This window comes from Nostoc sp., from assembly GCF_036917675.1.
GTDB lineage: Bacteria > Cyanobacteriota > Cyanobacteriia > Cyanobacteriales > Nostocaceae > Nostoc.
The window spans coordinates 1-22129 of record NZ_JBALCT010000056.1 but is presented as its reverse complement, the minus strand read 5'-3'; the positions used below and the strand labels follow the sequence as shown (position 1 = coordinate 22129).

General features: G+C 42.6%; 15 protein-coding genes. 6 read left to right on the top strand and 9 right to left on the bottom strand.

From position 1 onward, the window contains the following. Positions 1-335: 335 nt before the first annotated feature. The 3 genes from V7K31_RS21605 to V7K31_RS21595 form a co-directional block, all read right to left on the bottom strand. On the bottom strand, positions 336-1991 hold the full coding sequence (locus V7K31_RS21605) for an adenylate/guanylate cyclase domain-containing protein (RefSeq protein ID WP_335096745.1): 1656 nt from the start codon (positions 1989-1991) through the stop codon (positions 336-338). 260 nt (positions 1992-2251) lie between these two features. Continuing rightward, a complete protein-coding gene (gene ylqF, locus V7K31_RS21600; RefSeq protein WP_335096744.1) occupies positions 2252-3133 on the bottom strand; it encodes a ribosome biogenesis GTPase YlqF in 882 nt (293 codons plus the stop codon). A gap of 122 nt (positions 3134-3255) precedes the next feature. Beyond that, the gene (locus V7K31_RS21595; RefSeq protein WP_335096743.1) at positions 3256-3654 is read right to left on the bottom strand and encodes a VOC family protein; all 399 of its coding nucleotides are present in this window, start codon (positions 3652-3654) and stop codon (positions 3256-3258) included. 64 nt (positions 3655-3718) lie between these two features. Between V7K31_RS21595 and V7K31_RS21590 the strand changes: the two genes are divergently transcribed. Further along, positions 3719-5260 carry an ArnT family glycosyltransferase gene (locus V7K31_RS21590; protein WP_335096742.1) on the top strand — a complete coding sequence of 514 codons (1542 nt, stop codon included), beginning with the start codon at positions 3719-3721 and terminating at the stop codon, positions 5258-5260. Between the two features lie 474 nt (positions 5261-5734). On the opposite strand, the gene V7K31_RS21585 is transcribed toward V7K31_RS21590, so the two are convergent. Continuing rightward, complete coding sequence (locus V7K31_RS21585) at positions 5735-7666, bottom strand: DMT family transporter (RefSeq protein WP_335096741.1); 1932 nt, start codon at positions 7664-7666, stop codon at positions 5735-5737. 137 nt (positions 7667-7803) lie between these two features. After that, positions 7804-8850: a DMT family transporter gene (locus tag V7K31_RS21580; protein WP_335096739.1), complete on the bottom strand. Its 1047-nt coding sequence runs from the start codon at positions 8848-8850 to the stop codon at positions 7804-7806. A 255-nt stretch (positions 8851-9105) separates the two neighbouring features. Between V7K31_RS21580 and V7K31_RS21575 the strand changes: the two genes are divergently transcribed. Further along, positions 9106-9465 (top strand): hypothetical protein, encoded by a 360-nt coding sequence (locus V7K31_RS21575; RefSeq protein WP_335096737.1) that lies wholly within the window; start codon positions 9106-9108, stop codon positions 9463-9465. A gap of 558 nt (positions 9466-10023) precedes the next feature. Here V7K31_RS21575 and V7K31_RS21570 read toward each other — a convergent pair. Continuing rightward, complete coding sequence (locus tag V7K31_RS21570) at positions 10024-11331, bottom strand: hypothetical protein (protein WP_335096735.1); 1308 nt, start codon at positions 11329-11331, stop codon at positions 10024-10026. Between the two features lie 500 nt (positions 11332-11831). On the opposite strand from V7K31_RS21570, the gene dxr reads away from it, so the two are divergent. Both dxr and V7K31_RS21560 read left to right on the top strand, forming a co-directional pair. After that, the gene (gene dxr / locus V7K31_RS21565) at positions 11832-13028 is read left to right on the top strand and encodes a 1-deoxy-D-xylulose-5-phosphate reductoisomerase (protein WP_335096733.1); all 1197 of its coding nucleotides are present in this window, start codon (positions 11832-11834) and stop codon (positions 13026-13028) included. 429 nt (positions 13029-13457) lie between these two features. Continuing rightward, a complete protein-coding gene (locus V7K31_RS21560; RefSeq protein WP_335096732.1) occupies positions 13458-13655 on the top strand; it encodes a hypothetical protein in 198 nt (65 codons plus the stop codon). 527 nt (positions 13656-14182) lie between these two features. Here V7K31_RS21560 and V7K31_RS21555 read toward each other — a convergent pair. Then, positions 14183-14683 (bottom strand): acyl-CoA thioesterase, encoded by a 501-nt coding sequence (locus V7K31_RS21555; RefSeq protein ID WP_335096731.1) that lies wholly within the window; start codon positions 14681-14683, stop codon positions 14183-14185. Between the two features lie 356 nt (positions 14684-15039). Between V7K31_RS21555 and V7K31_RS21550 the strand changes: the two genes are divergently transcribed. Then, positions 15040-15189: a hypothetical protein gene (locus V7K31_RS21550; RefSeq protein WP_335096730.1), complete on the top strand. Its 150-nt coding sequence runs from the start codon at positions 15040-15042 to the stop codon at positions 15187-15189. Positions 15190-15445: 256 nt separating this feature from the next. Here the strand turns inward: V7K31_RS21550 and V7K31_RS21545 are convergent, their stop codons facing one another. Beyond that, positions 15446-15790, bottom strand: a complete 345-nt coding sequence (locus tag V7K31_RS21545) for a DUF1815 family protein (protein WP_334824374.1) — start codon at positions 15788-15790, stop codon at positions 15446-15448. Between the two features lie 1217 nt (positions 15791-17007). Between V7K31_RS21545 and V7K31_RS21540 the strand changes: the two genes are divergently transcribed. After that, the gene (locus V7K31_RS21540; protein ID WP_335096729.1) at positions 17008-19428 is read left to right on the top strand and encodes an arylsulfatase; all 2421 of its coding nucleotides are present in this window, start codon (positions 17008-17010) and stop codon (positions 19426-19428) included. Positions 19429-19550: 122 nt separating this feature from the next. Here the strand turns inward: V7K31_RS21540 and V7K31_RS21535 are convergent. Beyond that, on the bottom strand, positions 19551-22129 hold a 2579-nt coding region (locus V7K31_RS21535), incomplete at its 5' end, for a hybrid sensor histidine kinase/response regulator (RefSeq protein ID WP_335096727.1).

The window sequence follows — 22129 nt, the reverse complement described above, 5'->3', positions numbered from 1 at the left end:
TTACGGGGGGAAAGTTCCAGCCTTAATTCTAGCAGCAATACTTTGAAGTATAGCTTCAGCTTGAGCTTTACTTGTAGCTTGCCTAAGTTCTAAATTAATAGCCTCATAATGGGACTTAAACATTTTTGAAGCAGAAATAAGCCTCAACTATGTATTTATCTTGATAAATTTGTCATTTGTTAGTTGTTTTTCCAATACCCAATGCCCCTCATCAGTGCTGAGTTTTGAGTTTTGAGTGCTGAGTGGGGAATCTCACTTCTTTACTCGGAACTCGGAACTGTTTTGCCCCATGCCCAATGCCCAATGCCCAATGCCCAATGCCCAATGCCCCATGCCTAAATACTAATGAATGGACTAATAATTGTTGGAATTTGGTGCAATTGTGTCTGATAAACCTTAACTAATCGCTCAATACCTTTAAAACGATAATCTCCCATTTCCTCGAAGTCCGAGGGGTGTGAAAGCATTTTATGGGTGACTTCACTAATCACGCATTCACCAGGAGGACAAACTGCTTCCATGCGAGCAGCAAGATTAATCGTCGCGCCTAATGCCGTATAATCTACCCTTTGGGAACTACCGACATCTCCCACAACAGCCTTACCGCTATTAATTGCAATACGCAATTGTAGGGGTTCTTGCCAAAAATCATTGGCATTAAGATGTTCGAGACGATAGAGCATTCCCTTGGCAGCACTAACAGCGCGATCAGCATGATCTGCTTGCGGTTCTGGAGCGCCAAAAAATGCCATAATACAATCGCCAATATACTTATCTAAAGTGCCACCGTAACCAAACACTTCTTTTAGCATTTCTTCAAATAAATTATTTAATAGTTGAGCGATCGCAGTTGGTGTTAACCGTTCAGAAATTGCCGTAAAGCCAACCAAATCTGCAAACAAAATACTGATTTCGCTCTCGGCTGGTGCTAAACGACCACCCGGTAATCCGCCTACAGATATCAACTGCTGTACGACTGCTGGAGAATGATAACGTTCTAGTCGGTGACGAATCATCTCTTCAGTTTTGAGTTTCTCTACCAGTAGCCAACGCTGCACACTAGAAGCCACAAGGTTTGCTAAAGCTGAAAAAAAGCTGAGTTCTTCTTCGCCTTCATTTGCCCAATGATAAGAAGAAAGATTGGCATCGGCATACAGTACGCCCACAACTTTATTTTCATCCCATAAAGGTACTGCCATCGCGCTACGAATGCCTTTAACCAAAATACTCTGTTCACTAGCAAACCGTTCATCCTGATGAGTATCAGCAGTTTGAATCACAACTTTTTCGTCAAATACCTTTTGACAGATACTCCGACTAATCCAACTACCATCAGACGGGAGATGTTTCTGTTGAGAAACGTTTCTAGTGGCAGCATTCACTAACTCTAACTGGCCGGAACCATTGACATCAATTAATAATGCCAAACGTTCGATACTATCAAGGTAACGAAAAACGACTTGCTGCACCTGAGAAAAAATCTCTTCTATAGAGGCCGCCCCACAGAGATTTTTAGCTATGTCTACTAAATCTTTGAGACGAGCAATGGTTTTGTCTTTATTATTGATAATGTCGCCATCTTTACTATCAGCTGCGATCCATTGCTGTTGTAATTGTTCGACATTGTGAAGGATTGTTCTTTGCTCATTAATGTCCGAAGTTCCAAGATACTCAGGTGTCGATTGGGGAACAGGGCTTGTGAGCAACACTACCAGGCTAACATTGCCCAGCCAAAGTACATCGCCATGATGTAACTCTTGGGGACTGTTAACAAGATATTTATTGACTTGGGTGCCGTTTTTGCTGCCCATATCCTCAACAGTCCACACATCTTCAGCCGTTTTCACTAGGCGAGCATGGTTGCGGGATACTCCAGTAAAAGGTAGATACAAGTTACATTCCGGCAAACGGCCAATTGTAAATACATTTTGGTCAACTGCGATCGTTCTCTCGGTATCTCCCTCTTGTACGCGTAGCGTCAGTTCAGTCATGAGTGTGATCGATCCATTGAAGCTATGGGTGCAGACAACTCTTAGGAACGTGGATTAAATAAAATGCAAAACTTCATCCTGTCTCCAGCTTCCCTCTCCAATATATCGGAGAGGGATTGAGGGTGAGGTAAGCCAGGGATATAAATTGTATGTTATTTAATTCTTATTCCTAAGGTAAGTTATACCCTACAGGTTAACCTTCACCTTGTCTTTATGACACTGTTAACTGCATTCCGACAAATATATGTGATGGATATTACTTAATTCGGTGGTAATTCCAAACTCATTTCACCTAACAAACCCTTGCGGAAATCTGTTAAAAGTTGCCTTGCAGCTCGCTCTATATCACCTTTGTAACGATGTTCTGCTAAAGCGTGTAAATAGGTATCTCCAGTGTCGGATATCGAATCGAGTTGGTAGCGGGACAGTAATGGTTTTTTCGGTAATAAATCTGTAGTTACAGCTTCCAAATAGTTGAATAAATCCACTAGGGCTGCTGCTACTAGCTGATTATCATAAGATGCTTCGCCGATATCATCACAAATAGCTAATTTCAATGCTGCGTCTTGGTCTTCCAATCTTATAGGGATGACACCAGGAGCATCTAGCAATTCCAAATGTTCGGAAATTCGCACCCAGCGTAGTTGGCGAGTTACCCCAGGACGGGCTGCACTTTCCACTACTCGCCGTCCCAAAAGGCGGTTAATCAAAGCTGATTTACCGACATTGGGAAAACCAATCACCACAGCTCGGACTGGACGGGGTAACATCCCGCGATCGCTTCTTCTTTGATTGAGTTCTACCCCGGCGGCTTGCGCTGCCCGCGCCACTTCTGCTATACCTTTACCATGTTGAGCGTTGGTAAAATAAGGGACTTCTCCCTGACGTTTAAACCAATCTATCCACAGCGATCGCATTTGCGGCGTAATCATATCTACTCGGTTAAGTATCAACACCCGTGCTTTACCCTCTACCCACTCCCCTATTTGGGGATGGTGAGTCGCTAAAGGAATTCGGGCATCTCGTACCTCAAAAACCACATCTACGCGCTTCAGCTGTTCTTTGAGCTTCTTTTCAGCTTTCGCAATGTGACCTGGATACCATTGAATCAGGTTTAATCTATAATTTTGAGTTATGGCCATAATTTATTATTAACTACGAGTTACTTATTATCGCCAATAAAAGGGACTGGGGGCTGGGGAGATAAGAGAGAAATAACTCCTGTACAGACGCGATTAATCGCGTCTCTCTTGTACAGACGCGATTAATCGCGTCTCTCCCCACTCCCCACTCTCTTTGCTTGATATAAAATCAGACGATTGCCATCAGGGTCATAGGCATAAATTTCTCTGCCGTGGGAAGCAATGGAAATGTCTCCTGGTGGAGGATAGCCCAAAGCAGTGATGTGAGCGATCGCATCTTCCAAATTACTCACCTCTAAACACAAACTTATCTTACTTTTGGCGATACCTTCAAATTCCGATTCGTTTGTGTTCTTGGGTTTAAAAATACCTAATCGCATACTAACCAAATTAAACTCAGCATAGACATTTGGAATTAAAACAACTGGCTTTTGCTCCAGCAATTTAGTATAAAAATTCACTAACTTCTCGCAATTAACTGATGCTATGGTGACAAATGCATTAGTGTACTGAAAAACCATATTTACCTATCGCCATTTGAACTTTTAACTTACAGTTTTTGAGATGATTATCCCGATTTTAAATATGCGTCTATTTCGACAGAAAGAATGGTTATTTATCCTACTGGTAATATCTTTAGTTCTATGGCTGATATTTTTGGGAAACTCCCCTTTACGAGATTGGGATGAAGGTACTGTGGCACAGGTTGCCCGTGAAATTTGGCGTGCCCCACTTGGTTCAATGCATTGGCTTTATCCCACCTTGGGAGGTGAACCTTATTATAATAAGCCACCCTTGATGCACTTGCTAATTGCTTGGACTTACTCCATCGGAGGTGTGAATGAGTGGACAACACGTTTACCGGGTGCAGTATTAACTGCCTTGGGAGTGCCTTTGCTTTACTTGGTGGGATGTTTGCTTTTTAACCAAAGTTTACCAGCTCTGTTTGCCGCTTTAGTTTATCTGACGATGTTGCCTGTGGTGCGTCACGGACGCCTAGCAATGCTAGATGGTACAACTATTACCTTTTTCTTACTGTTGTTGTTTTGTTTACTAAAAGCACGTCAGAATCGTCGGTATGCTCTAGGTGTGGGATTTTGTCTAGGATTAATCACTCTAACTAAAGGGATGATAGTTTTGCCGCTAGGGGCGATCGCTTGTTTATTCCTGATTGCAGATCGGCAGTTTGCTTTGTTAACAAGCCCCTATTTATTAGTGGGAATGTTTTTAGGAAATGCACCTGCGATCGCTTGGTTTGCTGCTCAATGGCAACATTATGGTAGTAATTTCTTGCAAGTGAATTTTCAAGCCCAAACCTTTAATCGCCTTGTCCAAGTTGTTGAAAATCATAGTGGTCCTCCCTGGTACTATTTAATTGAGTTAATTAAGTATAGTTTTCCTTGGCTATTATTTTTACCAGGAGGTTTTTATCTAGCTTGGAAAAAACGTCAGACTACCTGGGGTCGCCTAATTATTATTGGCACAATTGTTTACTTAGGAACTATCTCTTTAATGAGAACTAAACTCCCGTGGTATGTTATGCCTGTATATCCATTTTTAGCTTTGGCAATTGGTGCTAAACTTAGCGAAATTTGGCAGTATGGCCATTTTCGGGTGCGAAGTTGGACAATATTTCTGGCTATTATTTCCATTGCTGGTTTGGGAGGTTGTGTTTACTTTATTATCGCAAAGAAAGAGCCTATTTTAATAGTCATGAGCATTGTTTTGGCAATAAGTATGGCTACCGCAGCATGGCTAATTAAACAACGCGATCGCAACTTTATTCCAGTGTTATTTTCTGGTATGTATTTAGTTTTAGCACTGTTGATGAGTTCGCAATCATGGATTTGGGAATTAAATGAAGCTTTCCCAGTTAAACCAGTAGCGGACTTAATTCGGGCAAATGTTTCACCAGGAACCCAAATTTATACTTCTTTTGCTTATGGGCGTCCTAGTTTAGACTTTTACAGCGATTGTAAGGTAACTGCTGCAACTGTGCCACTTTTACAACAAATGTTATCTAACAAATCTTATTTGCTGTTAGACAATGTGACTTTACAGCAAATCAATTTAACTAGTAGTAAAATTATTGGAACAGCGAAAGGATTTACACTAATTTCACCTTGAAGAAGAATTCTGTTTTGATAAGTTAAGAGGATATTTAAAAATTTGCAAAATAAGCTAAAAAACATCTAATTTGCATAACCGAATTAAATATAATTATTGTGGGTTGGGCAACATGAGCGCCCTAATTATGCAAGTTAAATGTGGAACAGCTTACACGGCTATTTCGTTCTAAACATAAACCGCCCAGAACTAAAGTTCCGGGCTTATAGCTAAAGTCGGTTAAAACGGACTATAACCCAATACGGTTTAGTTAAAAGTCAAAAACCAAAACCAGCGTAGGTTGGGTTGAGGGACGAAACCCAACATTTTCGGTACTTTGTTGGGTTGAACGTAGTGAAACCCAACCTACAATTATCCTTAACCCAAGCGTATTGGACTATAACCTTGTTTCAGTCGTCTTTAGACGACTTTCGCTATTAGAATCAGAATTCATTCTGAGGCGGGCTAGATGAGAATGAAATAGCGCTGAACAGCTTATGATCCTTCGTTGGTGACTTGAACAGTGGATTGACTAGATTGGGCTAGATAGATACCTACTAAAACGACGGCAAAAGTCAGCCAGTCAAACAAACCTACTTGTTCTGAAAAAATGAACCAAGCAAAAATCGAGGACAGGACTGGATTTAGGAGAAGAGTAACGGCGACAACGCCTGACGAGAGTCTGCTGAGGCTATAAGTTACAAGTCCCTGACCCAAGACTTGGCAGAAGAGAGCTTGAAAAATGATCAAAAACCACCCCATCCCAGAATAGGGAAACAATCTCTCTTCAATGAATGGGAGGATGGGCAACAGAAATATTGTAGTCACTCCACAGCGCCAGAGCATTATGGTTGCGGTAGTAAATCGGGTTTGGAGTCGTTCGATCAGCAGCAGATACGTGGCGATAAAAATTGCGCTGATAAATGCTAGCGCATCACCAAGTATTTGGTGACTCGCAAATTGCATCTTATGAAATTCAAAGGCGATCGCACCTAAAAGCGCCATAACCATACCAATAAGAAATCTGTTATCGAAGCGCTGACCAAATAACAGATACCCAGCCGCAGCAACAAATAAAGGATTCAAATTAGACAGCAAAGCCACGTTAGCAACGCTAGTTTGACTCAGCGACCAAGCCCACAACAGCAGGGAAGTCGTTGAAGCAGTTCCCATTGCCAACAATAGCCACACCTCCTGTTTTGTAAAAGGCTTCTCTTCTATAGGTTGATGATCAGATTGTTGGCGGCGCAAAGCCTCAAGTCCATTCCAGAGTCCAAAGACGACTGCGGCGATCCAACTGCGATGAAATCCGATGGCATTTGCACCAATTTCTTGTTCGGACAATTTGGTAAGAGATGGTGCCAAAGAGAGGGGAATTAGGGCAAAAAATAATGAAACAGTTCCCAGGACAGCTTGTGTTTCGGAGAATTGTTGCTTTAGTAATGACAGTTTGATCGTCATACTTTTAACGAAAGTGTTAACTATATTTTTGACTGATTCCTGGAACGGGTAATTAACAGGAGCTTGGCTAAATACGGCTAAGTATAAACCGATTAAAACTACAGTGAAACCTATCCAATTCGAGAAACTTAATTTTTCCGAAAATATTAGAAGAGCGAAAATGCAGCTAAATACTGGCTCTAACAGATGCACCAAGGAGACAACTACAGAGGAAAATGTGGCCAGGCTATAGGTCAAAAGCCCATGACCTAAAACTTGGCAGATCAGGGCTAGGGAAATGACCCAAAGCCACCCACTGACTGTAGAGGGGAAAACCTGATCTTGAGTGAACAAAAGTATGGGGAAGATGACTAGAGCCGCGATCGCACAGATCCACAACTGGATTGTGGCCGGAGAAAATTTGGTTCGTAATTTTTCTACAATCAGCAGGTATGCACTCAAGAAAATCGCCGAAGCGATGGCAGCCAAGCTTCCTTGAACTTCATCTGTGGCGATTTGCAGTTCCTCAAATTCAATGGCGATCACTCCCCCAAGTGCGATCGCCATCCCAATCAGGAATTGCTTCTCAAAACCCTGACGAAATAATAGCCACACTCCTAAGCTAGTAGATATGGGAGCAAGATTATGTAAGACACTAGAAATAGCGATGCTAGTCTCAGTCAGCGACCAAGCCAACAAGACTAAAGTAGCAGCCCAAAAAATACCGCCACCAAGCAATAGCCAGAGATCCTGACTGGTGTAGGGCTGCTGTTCTATAGGTTTCTCTAAGGAAAGTCGTTGACATATCGCCTTGTATCCATACCAGAGCAAAAAGACCACACTACCAAGCCAAAGGCGATTAAATACAGTGGCATTAGGGCTGAGTTCAGTTTCGCTCAATCTCACGAAAATAGATCCAAAAGATATGGCACTTACACCTAGAAATAATAAAGCAAGGGCTATCTTCGTTTGATTGGATACATTCATTAGAAAATTTAAATTCAACTACTTACCAATAAGGGACTTCCAAAGAATAAATTACTCAACAAAAATCAAGAGTTGACGCTTAAAAAATAATGATAATCCGGGATGGTCGCCCAATCTCATTAAAAAATTGAGTGCTTTTAAATCCCCTTAAATCCCATCCCATTTTCTACCTCTTGTTCTGCTTGAGTAGAAAACGCGACTCCGTCAGAAGTTTGTTGCATTTTGCCAAGTTGACTCAAAAATAGGCCAACTAAAATAACACTGCCGCCGATATATTGAGGTAAAGTAGGAGCCTCACCCAAAATTAAATAAGCTGCGACAATACCCACAATTGGAGTAAACGAGCCAACTAAGGAAGCCGTAGATACAGGGGAAGTTCTCAAGCCTTTAATCCAGAAGGACTGACCTACCACCACAATCAACCCACCATAAAGGAACATCCACCGCCACAGAAACGGTGAGAGTACATCAGCAAAATGGTCACTACCATAAAGCGCTAAAGCCAAAAAGAAAAAGATTACGGTTCCCAGAGCAGTACGAAAGATACTGTAAATCCCTAAAGGGATCTGGGAGAGGTATTTTTTGCCAATAATTGTAGAAACAGCTACAGCCACAGATCCTACTGCTACCAGAAATTCCCCTAAGCCCACTTGTAAACCTCCCATATTCATCATCGCTTGGCTTGAAGGCTGAAGGACAATAGTTAGGGTAACGCCAACAAAAGCGACAACTGCCCCGATAAACTCCCAAATACTTACTCGTTCTTTTAACAACCAAACTGATAAAGCCAGAGTTAGAGGTAGTTCTAAGCGTCCCACTAAAATAACATTATTCACCCCTGTCAGTGCCAGTGCTTGGAAAATTAAGCCAGGGGCGATCGCTCCTGATAAGATCGCTACTGCTGTTAGACTAACCCAATCCTTTCTTGATATTTGTTTCAAAGTAGCTTTGTTCCACTGTCGTCCATAGATTAGGATCAAAAGAATCAAGGCACAAAGGTTTCCCACAAATAAAACATTACACAAAGAAATCGGATTACGACCACCGATAAAGTGTTGGGCACCAATTTCTGTGAGCTTGCGAGTAACTGCACTAGAGGCTCCGAAAATGAGGATTGCTAGCCAGAGATATGTTTGTCCAGAAATTCTGTGGATTGCGCGATGTGGCCTTTTGGGTCTAGTCACAATAACACCACTACAATGAAGGTATTGCTCATTATTCTAAGTTGCTCTTATTCAGTTAAAAATGAGGTTTCGCTGAGAGAAGGCTGAAATTATCGTGCGACTTTGACATACCATGATTTGCTGAGAAAATGCTGAGAATTAACTAAATTTTATCAAAGAATAAATTCATGAAAATTATGGTTTAGTTTCAATAAGTTCTCAGTGCCAAGTGAGATAGTTTGGGTGTTCGGGATACTCAAATATTAGGAGCCACAAATGAAACTCACACCCTTAATCGCAACTCTTGCCTTTACTGGTTTTTTAACGGTTTGGGAAGCACCATTGAAAGTAATCAATCCGGCATTAGTTCAGGCATCAGCTCAAGAATTGTCTGTAAATCAGAAAATAGCATTACTCACTAAAAATAAGGGTCAAATTGGTAGTGGCGATCAGCTGCGTCGTTTCTTTTTTGGGGATTTGGAGCCAATCGGTATCCAGCCAGGTGGAGCCGGTCATGTAGTTAACCTTTACAACAAAGCCAATAATGTCACATTCTCTTACTGTTCAACCTATGATGTAATTGTCGCCGTTAAGAAAGGTAAGGTGGCTAAGTTTGAACCCAGTGAAGTGAAGTAACTTAGGAATAAGAATTAAATAAAATATAATTTATGTCCCTGGCTTACCTCACCCTCAATCCCTCTCCTTATAAAGGAGAGGGAAGCTAGAGACAGAATGAAGTTTTGCATTTTATTTAATCCACGTTCCTTAGTAATCATGAAGATGTTCAAGTTAGGCTCTGAAAATTTCAGAACTGGTATCTCAATACAATTGCTATAGCGTTTTCTAAGTAACTGAGGTACAGCTTTACCTTACCCCGATAAAGCTTATTCTTTATCTCCCCTCTCCTTAATAAGGAGAGGGGTTGGGGGTGAGGTTTATCGAACTCACGTTAAATATATGGATCAAACCCTCTAAGAGGATGAATGAACAAGTCATGATTGATGTATCAAATATTTTTACCCCACCCTAACCCTCCCCGATATATTGGGGAGCCACTGCGTTGGGCGGCAAAGCCCGACTTGAAGCATGTGGCGTGAGGGAACTAAATTTTCCGGTTTCCCACCAATGCATCGGGGGGATTAAGGGGGGTAATAATTCGATTAAAATCACAACATACCACTTTTCAAACAACCTCTAACCAACCCAGCGCTCTTGGGCAAATCCTACAGCTATTTTGGCTAGTAATGTCACAAAAGCACCTAATATTAAATATCCCTGACGAGGATGGCGAGATAGCAGCAAACCAATGGCTATATTCAAAGGCACAATACCATAGGCGAGACGGCTTAAGGAGATGGTGCCTCCAGAGGCTAGCAGCAAACCAATACCACAAAAGCCATAAATAACTGTAACTGGGGTGAGTTGCGTGTGTAAGCGCCACAACACATAGCCACCACCCAAGACCATGAACAAGTTGAGCAAGTTATTGATCCACTGTTCGCTGGCCAGAATCAACAAAAATAAGACTAACGCATAAAAGCCATAGAATAATTTCGCAGAACTAAAACGTTGACGAAAACGCCATAAAAGATAGCCACTGGCAACGATCGCACTAAACAAGAAGAGATACCAGGGGTCTTGAATCCCGCCAGAGGAGTTTTGAACCCAACCATGTTGCCAATTTTTCCTACCAACTGCAATTTGCATGAGCATATTTAACCAACCCTGCCAATCAAATCCCAGAGTTGGTCGCCATCCCCGTTGTGCTTCGATAAAAGCTAGAGGGTTGCCAAAATAAATCGCACAATACAAACTGAATAGAAGTATGCCAATAGCGGTAGTAAAACCAGCTATATAGGCAATGGGTGGTCGGCCTTCTTTCCACGCTGCGATCGCTAATGCTGGAATTAATGCCATACCTGTAGGACGTGTTGCTGTCGCCATCGCACCCCAAAGGGCAGTCCAGCCATACTGCTTTTGATCAAACGCCCGCAAAGTCGCCGTACTCAAAAACAAATACAGCCCTTCTGTGTAAACCACCCCTGTAAACATAGAAGATGGATACCAGGAAACTACAGCAGTCACCCAATGCGCTGTACTAATGCCATAATGCTCTTTGATCCAAAAGTACAAACAGTAAAGCGCGGCAAAAAATCCCAAGTTGTTTACCAACGTACCTGCTAATTCAAACGGTAAGCCCAACTTCATCAAAACCCAGATGCTTAAGGGAAACAGGGGAAAGAAGGCCAGATTATGTTGCTTGCCGTCATTCACAAATTCATATCCAGAAGTAGCGATCGCTCGGTAATGTATACTATCCCAGGCATCAAAAACCCCCCAGCCAAAAGGGGGCAAAAATTCTTCTGCTGGTAAGGGTAGTTTTGGCGCAACCAGCAACATGGCAGTCCAGATGAATATTCGGCTGGCAAGCCATATCGCTGCTGGAAACAGGAAATCATTTTTCCATAAAACTTTTTTTATAACTATCTGAACTTTGGCCATAAGGTTGAGTGCTTCAACAAACTCCTTTATGCATCCATCCTTTCACCTCTGGCTGCAACACAGCAATTTATGAGTAATATTTTGCATAGTGAATCCTCCACCAACATCATTAACAAACTGGACAAATCGGCAACTACTTGAAATTATTTCTTATTTGGTTACTTTTGCCAATTTTCTCGGAATTTATCATTAAAAAGATAGTATTTATAAATACAGGTTTTGTCTAGTTATATTAAAACAGAGCAGCTTTAGGGCGTATTTTAAAAGTCGATGAAATAGTTTAGGACTTATGCCTTTCCTTCTAGGAGAGAGATAAAGAACAGAGGTTTTCGAGATACCGTGAAAAGTCAGGAACTTAACGGATTGGGGCTGGCACAGTACTTTCCTTCTCCCCTCCCCGCGTCTCTCCTTTGCGTCAATGTATCGATTATGGTGATTGCTGTTATGAAAGAGTCCCAAGCAATTTATAGTGGGAGTTGTCTGTAAATCCTTAAGCAATTGTGAAAGCGATTACTCTCGTTGGTTCCACTGGTTCTATTGGTACTCAAACTTTAGATATTGTCACTCAGTACCCAGATCAGTTTCGGATTGTGGGATTGGCAGCTGGGAGCAATGTTGAAATGTTCGCTGCTCAAATTCGGCAGTTTCGACCGAAAATAGCAGCAATTTGCTCAGAAGAGAAATTACCAGCACTCAAAGAAGCGATCAAAGACTTAGATCCCCAACCGATTCTACTGGCAGGTGACGCCGGAGTGATAGAAGTCGCTCGTTACGGCGATGCCCAAACCGTTGTCACTGGGATCGTTGGTTGTGCTGGTTTGCTACCCACGATCGCAGCTATTGAAGCTGGTAAAGATATTGCCTTAGCGAACAAAGAAACCCTGATTGCTGGGGCACCTGTGGTTCTACCCTTAGTCGAGAAACATGGTGTCAAATTACTCCCAGCCGATTCCGAACATTCCGCAATATTTCAATGCCTCCAAGGTGTGCCAAAAGGAGGCTTACGGAAAATTTTGCTCACTGCATCTGGTGGGGCTTTTCGGGACTGGGATGTAGAAAAGTTAGCAGATGTCACCGTTGCTGACGCTCTGAAGCATCCTAATTGGTCGATGGGGCGTAAAATCACTGTAGATTCTGCTACTTTGATGAATAAAGGACTGGAAGTAATTGAGGCTCACTTCCTATTTGGGTTGGATTATGACGATATCGAAATTGTCATTCATCCCCAGAGCATTATTCACTCCCTGATTGAACTGCAAGATACTTCAGTTTTAGCCCAACTCGGTTGGCCGGATATGCGCTTACCCTTGCTGTATGCTCTATCTTGGCCCGATCGCATCTATACCAACTGGGAACGACTAGATTTAGTCAAAGCTGGAAATTTAACCTTCCGCGAACCAGATCACCAAAAGTATCCTTGTATGCAGTTGGCTTATGCTGTGGGTAAAGCTGGTGGTTCGATGCCAGCTGTGTTGAATGCCGCCAATGAACAAGCTGTGGCTTTATTTTTAGCAGAAAAAATTCGGTTTTTAGATATTCCCCGGTGTATCGAATCGGTGTGCGATCGCCATCAAAATGATAACCGTACTAATCCCTCTTTAGATGACATTTTGGCAGCAGATAAATGGGCAAGACAAGAAGTTTTAACAGCGACTGAAAAGTTAGAAACTCACTCGCGGATAATTTCTCTGCGATAAAAACCTTCAGTTCAGATTGATCTGGGGATTAGAAATTGATGCCTAGTCCCCAGCCTCTAATCCAATTAAGATGGAAATCATTTCACCTGATGGCAAAGACCTACTCGCCAAACTACAATTAAACTCTATTGAAGATAGTCAGTGGCTTCCGGATCAGCCATCAATTTTATGTATATCTATAATTTATCTCCCAATAAAAATTAAAAATCTTTACAAAAGTTTTGCAAAAAAGCGGCATATTACATAAATAATTATCTGATTTTTAGCTAGAATATCCCCAAGCTAATTATCACAAAAAGCCCCATTCTAACGGATATTAAAAATTAGGTTTAGCATCTTTTATACCAGTGATTGTTAGCAAAACAAAAACTTACCCCTTCTGAATAAACTGACTCTCAGACAAGGGCAATTATTAAGGAATTGATATATATGATTGCTACGCTGATTGTAGCTTGGATAGTCTTCATAATATTGTGGAAGTTGTTGAAAGCAACTTTGAGTAGTGCATTGACTATTGCCGCAATACTTGTTTTATTAAATATTGGTTTTGGCATTACTCCACAAGATATTTGGCATTACGTAACGCAGTTTGCTCAAAAGCTGTCACAGATCCAAAGTAGTAAATAAAAATATATACTTCACTTTTGCTAATCAAAGGTGAAGTATAAAATATGAAATGACAAAATTTTTACAGCTATAGGACTTACGCACTGAAAACCTGAAACCTCGATTCCCCCTTTTTAAGGCTACGGTGTATACACAAGTCTTTGGTGAGGCCATTTCCGGTTAAGTCTCATAGTCCCTGAAATACCTCAAGAAAGGTTTTACGTAGTAAAACCTGTCCCTCTCCTTAGTAAGAAGAGGGATTAAAGATAGGACTCTTTGAGGTTTTAGAGGACTTTTGAGTAATCGGATAACTTGTGTATACACGGTAGCTTTTTAAGGGGGGATCTGAAAGAGCCAACTTTTTAAGGGGGTTGGGGGATCTCTTCTGCGTAAGTCCTAAGCTAATTTTTAGGTAAATAGACCACGCGCTACGCGAACGACAGGGAAGGAACCATCGGGGTTTAAATAAGAGTCTGAAATTGTCTAAAATGTTTGAATTTTGAATTTTGAATTGTTAATCTTGCCCACTTACTTACAACCTTTCTTAGTTAATTATTATTGAATGCTGAAATCTTGGCTAATGCATCCTTAACACTCGCCGGTAACTTACGCATAATCTTGCCTCTTTCGCGATCTAAAGCTACTAATGTCACCTTGGCAGTGACGTATAATTGTTGTCCATCAGTTGAGATAATGACATAATCCCAATTGATTCGGACGCCAGTCACCTCAGCCATGCGGCTTTTTACCACCACTGCCATACCCAATTGAATTGAACGGTGATAGCGCACCGACAGTTCTACAACTGGTAAATCGCAGCCTATCGCGACTAAATCAGCAAATTCAATCCCTATAGATCGTAAACATTCAATCCGTGCTTCTTCCATCCAAGCTAGATAGGAACCGTGCCAGACATTACCGGCATAGTCAGTGTGGTGGGGTTGCACTCTGACAGGATATTCAAACCAATTCCCAAATTCATGACTTGATGGATTGTCAAGGGCGCTGGTTGGTGGTAGTTTTGGTTGGCTGGGTTTTTCTTCTGACATCTTCAATTTTCTCAGCACCGATAAATTTTCCAAATCATTCAATAGCAGGGGCGATAACGCAACGCTGAATATTTTAGGGGCATATCTAAGTACGGTGAGACACACCGGGATTAGCGCTTGGGGAGAAAACGACCTCTAGAAAGAATCTGGCGACAGCTTTAGCTACCCCAGAATCACTGTACCCCAAATGGATGATTATATAATTGTCCTTAGGTGTTGATTGTTCCCACCTCTGCCAGAGGATGACTTTTTTTCTTGTGGCTAATATATAAATTGGAAGATTTGATAATGGCGATCGCTCCTGCAAAAATTCTAGACATAATTAACGAAAACTGCGATCGCGTTTTGATGAAATTTTGGGAAAACAGCAGCGTCTAACTACCCAAACTCACATTTTGCTATGTTTTAACACCTTCCAGCTAAAAGCTCAAAATTCGGCTCGTGAGGTTTTGGCAGATAGAAAAAAACCTGCGATGGGCTATCCACGAGCCAATCACTTAAAATAATCAAATAGGTAAGAGCGATCGCTAACTAAGCCACCATTATCAATTACCGATATTAAACCTCCCATGACTAAAAGTCACGCGATTCCTACCTCATCGACGAGCACCTAAAAATTCCCAGTACCTCATCTCCATAGACATTTTCAGCATCCCTAACACCGACGGCTGCTTTACTTCCATATCTAATCTAACGATCTGCGTAACCAGATGTTAGACAAAGAAATATGGAATTTCTAATTTGCCATCGACCTTTGGAACCTTAATACTTCTTGGCAAGAGTTTTAGAGCCTGTATCAGTTTGCATAGATTGCTTGACAAGACTAGCCAGTTCGTCTAGTTGGCTGATTGCCTCCGCACCTTCTAGCTTCATTAATTCGCGGTCATCCCGCATTTCCGTCCAAGTAATCCCGTAATCGGACACTAAAAACCGAATCAGGTGGTTATCACCCAAGCTAACCATAAACGATGCACTATTCATTTGGTCGCCACAGGTGTAGCAGGATGCAAGATACCCGCGTCGCTCTAGTACAACAGCCAAGGCTTGCAGGTTCATTACCAAGTCTTGGACGAATTGTCGATGTTGATGTGCTAGTCTCAGAAACACTTTTGTCCTCCAGACACCACAGTTGAGTCTCTTTTATATTTTCTTTAGATTTTCTCATCCACTGTATTGTAAACTATTCATTACAATTAGCAGACAGATGATATTGAGTCATGTAATTGACTACTTTGTTTAGGGTAGTGGATCAGGCTTTTGAGCGCCGTATCAAACTATTCAGTTTGCAAATTCAAAATCTCGGACAGAATTGCTAAATTTAACTATATCTTTATACACTTCTGTCAGGGTAGATTCTTAGAGGAAGCGATCCGCTTTAAGAGTAACTTAAATCTACCACTAGTCAACTACAGAAAAGCTACATATTGTGTTTTTATTGACCATGTGCGGCCAAATTCACTGCTAGTAGAGGTCATAACGTAGTTTTGCATCGTTATAGTGTCTTTTTTAGATGTTTGATCTGTTCTCTTTCTAACGTAGGTTTTGGTATAGACAAATGATTAGGTATACCAAATCCCTTCCTCCTATATAAATTAGGTTATCTGTAGCTTTTTATACAAATTGTATGTAATTAATGGACAAGTCTGAGTGTAGAATCCACAATCGATAAACTTAACACTGACAATACCTAAACTCAGGAGAGCAATGTTGCCATTTAGGCAATATTTTCAGATATTTAGGGGTTACTCTAAAAAAGTTGTACGAACGAAAGCACAGAAATTTGGAAAGATCCTTATCTTAGTTTGGTTTTGCTAAATAAAATGCATGTATATTATATTTCGATTATCTTAGGACTTACGTAAACAATAGCCAAAACCCTGATTTTCAGGTAGGGGGCAATACTCTGCGGTCAGCCGCTTTGCGTCTACATGAATTGCCCCAGAGGGCGTGTAGTTTTGCCTAAGTCCTATATCTAATAAGAATTTACCACTTAAAAACTCTCAGAGCCAACCCAATTGTAAGCACCATATCGGTCAGAAGTTAAAATTTCTGCAAAGCTTTTACCCAATAGGTCTTTAGTCGTTTGAGTGATGTAGCGATGTCTGCGACGGGCTATTCGGCGTTGCGTAAACTCAATATTCGCTTGACGCGGGTGAGAATACCCTTACAAAGGACTAAATCGGGTATCGTGCTTTAGCTTAACTTAATACTACGATAAATCGATAGAGCTATAGTATAATATTCGCATTTGTTTGTATTAATTTTTGATCCAGCACATCACTTGTGCTGGCTTAAGTACTATCGCTTGTAAGGAGGCAGGTTTGTTGAACAGAAAACGAAATCCATCATTCATTCAAAAAGTCAAGCAAAAACTTGTTTCACCAACTGCTTGGTTAACATTGGTTGTATTTAGCATCTTGCTGGTTACTGGCACAACGATCGCCAGCAGTTTAGCTCAGAAAGCAGGCAATGCAAGGGAGCAAGCCTACGCTGGATTTCAAGGCAAAATCGGCAGAACTTTGGCAGAATCAACGCCCTGGTGGACTCCACAGCCTCCATCAGTTTTAGGCGACAAATCTCTGGTTTCATCTGGCACCACCGCAGCACCAAAAGGGGCCCCCAACATTGTTGTTTTCCTAATTGACGATCTGGGGTTTTCGGATTTAGGCCCCTACGGTTCAGAAATCAGTACACCGAATATTGATAAATTGGCAGCTAACGGACTGCGGTTTAACAACTTCACAACGCATCAGCTTTGTTCTCCCACAAGAGCATCTTTATTGACCGGATTAAATGCCCACTCTGCGGGTGTCGGTTGGGTTGCTGAGGGAAACCCTGGTTTTCCCGGTTATGCGGGTGAAATTCAGAGCAATGTCGTGACTCTGGCAGAAATTTTACGTAGCAATGGCTATTCTACCCTGCTGACAGGTAAGTGGCATTTGACTCAGACTTACGATCGCACGGCCACCGCTTCATTAAATTCCTGGCCGTTACAACGGGGGTTTGAACATTTCTTTGGGTTCTTAGATGGATTGGAACATCCCCAGAAACCCCATATTCTCTACGAAGACAATACGCCGATTTCAGTCGATCGCTATCCTGAGAATTTCCTCACCACTGACTACTGGGCAGAAAAAGCGATCGCATTGCTCAAACAAGCAAAAACTAAATCTCCAGAGAAGCCATTTTTCTTGTATTTTGCCAACAATGCTGTTCACTCACCGTTTAATATTCATCCAGCAGACCTTGCCAAATACAAAGGCAAGTATGATGTCGGCTGGGACGTACTACGCCAACAACGGTACCAGAAGCAACTTACATCAAAGCTAATTCCTGCCGACACTCAACTACCACCCCCAAATCCAGGCGTTAAAGCTTGGAATACACTATCGGCTGAGGATAAAAAGCTATTTGCCCGTTACCAAGAAGCCTATGCAGCCTTCGTTGATAACCTGGATCAAAACTTTGGCAAACTCTATCAGTATCTAGAGTCCACCGGGCAACTCAACAACACAATTATCATTGTTGCTTCTGATAATGGGGGTTCTGGAGAAGGTGGGGCAAATGGTACAACGAATGTAGCCCGACATTACTCCGGTTTACCAGACGATAAAGCCCTAGATATCAGTCGGTTCGAGTTGATTGGTAGTCCTCAGACTGCGCCTCACTATCCTATTGGCTGGGCAACCGTTTCTAATACACCCCTGAAGCTGTACAAGTTCTTTACCCTTGGGGGCGGTAGACGGAATCCATTGATTGTTTCCTATCCAGCAAAAATCAAAGATTTGGGTGCTACACGGACACAATTTACGCACATCACAGACATTACACCTACCCTCCTAGAATTGACGGGCATCAAGCATCCTGACAGATTTAATGGCAAACCCACGAAACCTCTAGAAGGTATCAGCTTTGCCTATCTCTTGAATAATGCCAATACGCCCTCTCAAAGAACTGAACAATACTATGAGAATTCAGGCAATCGAGGGTATTACAAAGATGGTTGGTATGCTGTCACCGATCATCAAACCGGGAAACCATTTAGTGACTCCGAGTGGCAGTTGTACAACCTCAACAAAGATTACTCCGAAAGCAACAATGTGGCCAACCAGTATCCAGAGAAAGTCAAAAAACTAGCAGCAGCCTTTGATGCGGCAGCATTTAAGTATCAAGTTTATCCCCTGTTAGAATCCCCGGAACATGGAGGAGTGCCGCCTTATATTAAGGAGAAAGTGAAACCGAAGACATTCCATACAGGTGAGTTGGTACTGGAACCGGACATTTTGCCCTTGGTGAGCGATCGCGATTATACCATCCAGGTGAAGGCTCAGTATAAAGCAGGCGATCGCGGGGTGATTCTGGCCCACGGTGGACAGGAAGTTGGTTATATCTTCTATATAGAGGATGGCAAGCTGTACTACGAACACAATAACTATGGTCAGCCAATTAAGTTTCCCGCCGTCCCGCTACAGCCAGGTCAACTTAACATCGATTTGAATTACGATGCACTGGGCAAGCGCCAGGGGTCTGGAACACTCTCCGTCAACGGACAGCAAGTTGCGGCGGGTAAGCTGGGGCTAACCTTTAGTGGCTTTCCCTATGAAGGATTGGACATTGGTAAAGATGCCCGTAGTCCCGTGTCATGGGATCTCTACAAAAAATATGGGGTCTTTAAATACACTGGTGCGATCGAGCAAGTCAAATACATACCGGGTTCACCCGCACCTGATGCCCAAGAGGAGTAGGGCGAAAAGCTAACTTCGCAGGGGTTTGATTGGGAAACTAATCATGTTTTGTGGACTGCATGAACCAAGAATTAGTAAACTCAGCGAGTTCCTCACGGAAATCGCTGAGTTTACTAGTGTCACTAAACATTACTTGTACTGCTAAGAAGTTTTTCCCCTTTCAACATCCGCGCCGCAGCTTCAAGTAGAGCTTCTTCGAGATAGGGCTTGGTAAAGTAACCACTAGCACCGAGTTGAGCTGCAATTTGTCTGTGCTTGTCTGCACCCCGCGAGGTGAGCATAGCGATCGGTAGGTGGTTGAGGTTTGGGTCTTTCTGAATGCGAGATAGTAACTCCAGACCATCGCAACGGGGCATTTCAATGTCGCAAAATACAATATCGCAAGGCAGACCAGAGCGGAGTTTATCCCAAGCTTCCTGTCCGTCACGCGCCTGTTCTACGCGATAACCTGCTTTGTTAAACGTCAGGGATAGCAATTCTCGAACTGTAATTGAGTCATCGACGATCAGCACTGTCGGGTCAATCTTCGCAACAGAGGTGTCTGGGGGAGTAGCTTTCTGTTGCCAAGAACTGCCACCAAGTTGTGTAGAAATCCGTCCTTGGAAGATGTCAATTATTTCCAGCACGTCAGCAATAGGCATAATCCGACCATCACCCAGGACTGTAGCACCAGCTACACCAATGGGTTTAGGCGCTGGGCCTTCAAATTGCTTAATTACAATTTCTTGTTCGCTCAACACCAGGTCAATCTGTAAAGCAATCATGGTATTTGCCGATCGCACCACAACTACAGAAACCATATCATCATCTCTGGTGCCGCCATAGACATTGCCGCGACTGATCTGGCGATTGAAGGTTAAAAGTTCTCTCAGGGGTCGGAATGGCAGCACCGTATCGCGCCAGGAAATAAATGATTGCCCATTAGCATCATGCTGAATATTTTTGACTGGTATATCGAGCGTATCTTCTACACCGTCCATCGGGAAAGCAATTCTAGCTCGATCAGAGACGCAGCAAAGAGCTTTACAAATACTCAGAGTCAGTGGCAGACGAATTGTGAAGGTGGTTCCCTTACCGATTGTCGAATCGGTGGTAACTGTGCCCCGAATTTCGCTAATTTCGGAGCGCACTACGTCCATACCCACACCACGACCAGAAATTTCATCTGCCTGGTCTTTGATCGTAAAACCAGACTGGAACAGCAGATCGTAGACTTCCAGGCGAGACATAGCTTTTGCCTGGGCTTGTGTAATCATGCCAATCTTTACCGCCTTAGCTTTGATCCTTGCGGAATCGATACCTGCGCCATCATCGCCTACAGAAAGGATAGTTTGGTTGCCTTGGTAGAAGGCACGGATCGTAATGATTCCCACGGGTGGTTTACCAGCAGCTTGCCTCTCTTCTGGCGTTTCAATACCGTGAGCGATCGCATTATTCAGCATGTGAGTTAACGGATCGGTCAGATGATCCAAAATCATCTTGTCAATTAAGGTATCACCACCTTCGATCACCAACTCTATTTGTTTGCCACACTTGATCGCATTGTCACGCACTCCTCGCCGCCAGCGATCGATGGTTTGGGCAAAAGGCACCATTCGCGCTCTTGTTAATCCCTCTTGTAACTGGGTGGTTACTTGGCGGAACTGCCGCGCTACTCGCTCGGTTTCTTCGGTTACAAAGTCAATATCACTAGACGATTCACGTATACGGACAATGCGCTCAATCATCTGCTGGGACAGTGTATGAAAAGGAGTAAACCGATCCATTTCTAGCTCACTAAAACCTCTATCGGCATGGAAATCAGAGGCTGGCAAACCGGAGTCTTTCTTTTTGCGTCCGGCTAACAGAGAAGCTTCCAGTAGCGATCGCTCATACAACTCCTGCATCCTTGCGCCCACATCCGAGAGTTGTTGTACCTGAATCAGCAAGTTATCTAGTGACTGCCGCAGCCGTTCGTTATCTTGCTCTAAGGTATTGCGATTTACCACCAACTCCCCAACTAAATTACTCATATCGTCCAGTTGCTTAACTGGAACCTTCATCGATTCTTCAAATCTCGCAGCCCGACGAGTTGAGGGGCGTATAATTTTGCTGGTGTTAGATTTTACTACTGGGGAATGGGATATTGTTTGATCTGCTTCTGCCAGCAACTTCTCCAAGTCACCAAATTCATCTGTGCCTGGTGATGGAAGGGCATTTTTAGCCAAGACTGGTTGAGTGTTCAAGGGCTGGCGTTGGCGTAGCCCGTCGTAGACATCGCTAGATATAGCAGCCGCCTCGTCGTTATCTGTACCTAGCAATTCTTCCAAGGCATCAAAATCTAGTTCTGGTATTTCCTTAGCTTTGGGAATCGGTGCTACTTCCTCTCCTAGTAATGCTGCCAAGTCTGCAAATTCATCTTCTGGAGCAACTATTTCAATGGTTTCTGCGGTTGCCGATTCTTCAGTCGGGGCAATAATAGCATTTTCTCCCTCTGATACTAGTGCAACTTCAGATATCTCTCCTAGATCCCACAAATGGGTTTCTACATCTTCCTGAATAACCGTTTCAAACAGTAGTTGCGAATTCTCATCGGTGTTTTCATCGAAAGAGCCGAACAAATCACTTGGCTGTACTTGGGATGATACTAAATCTGAAGTTTCCCCAAAATTGATATCTAGAGAAGTTTCTGTAGGTACTAGTTCATCCACAGTATGATCTG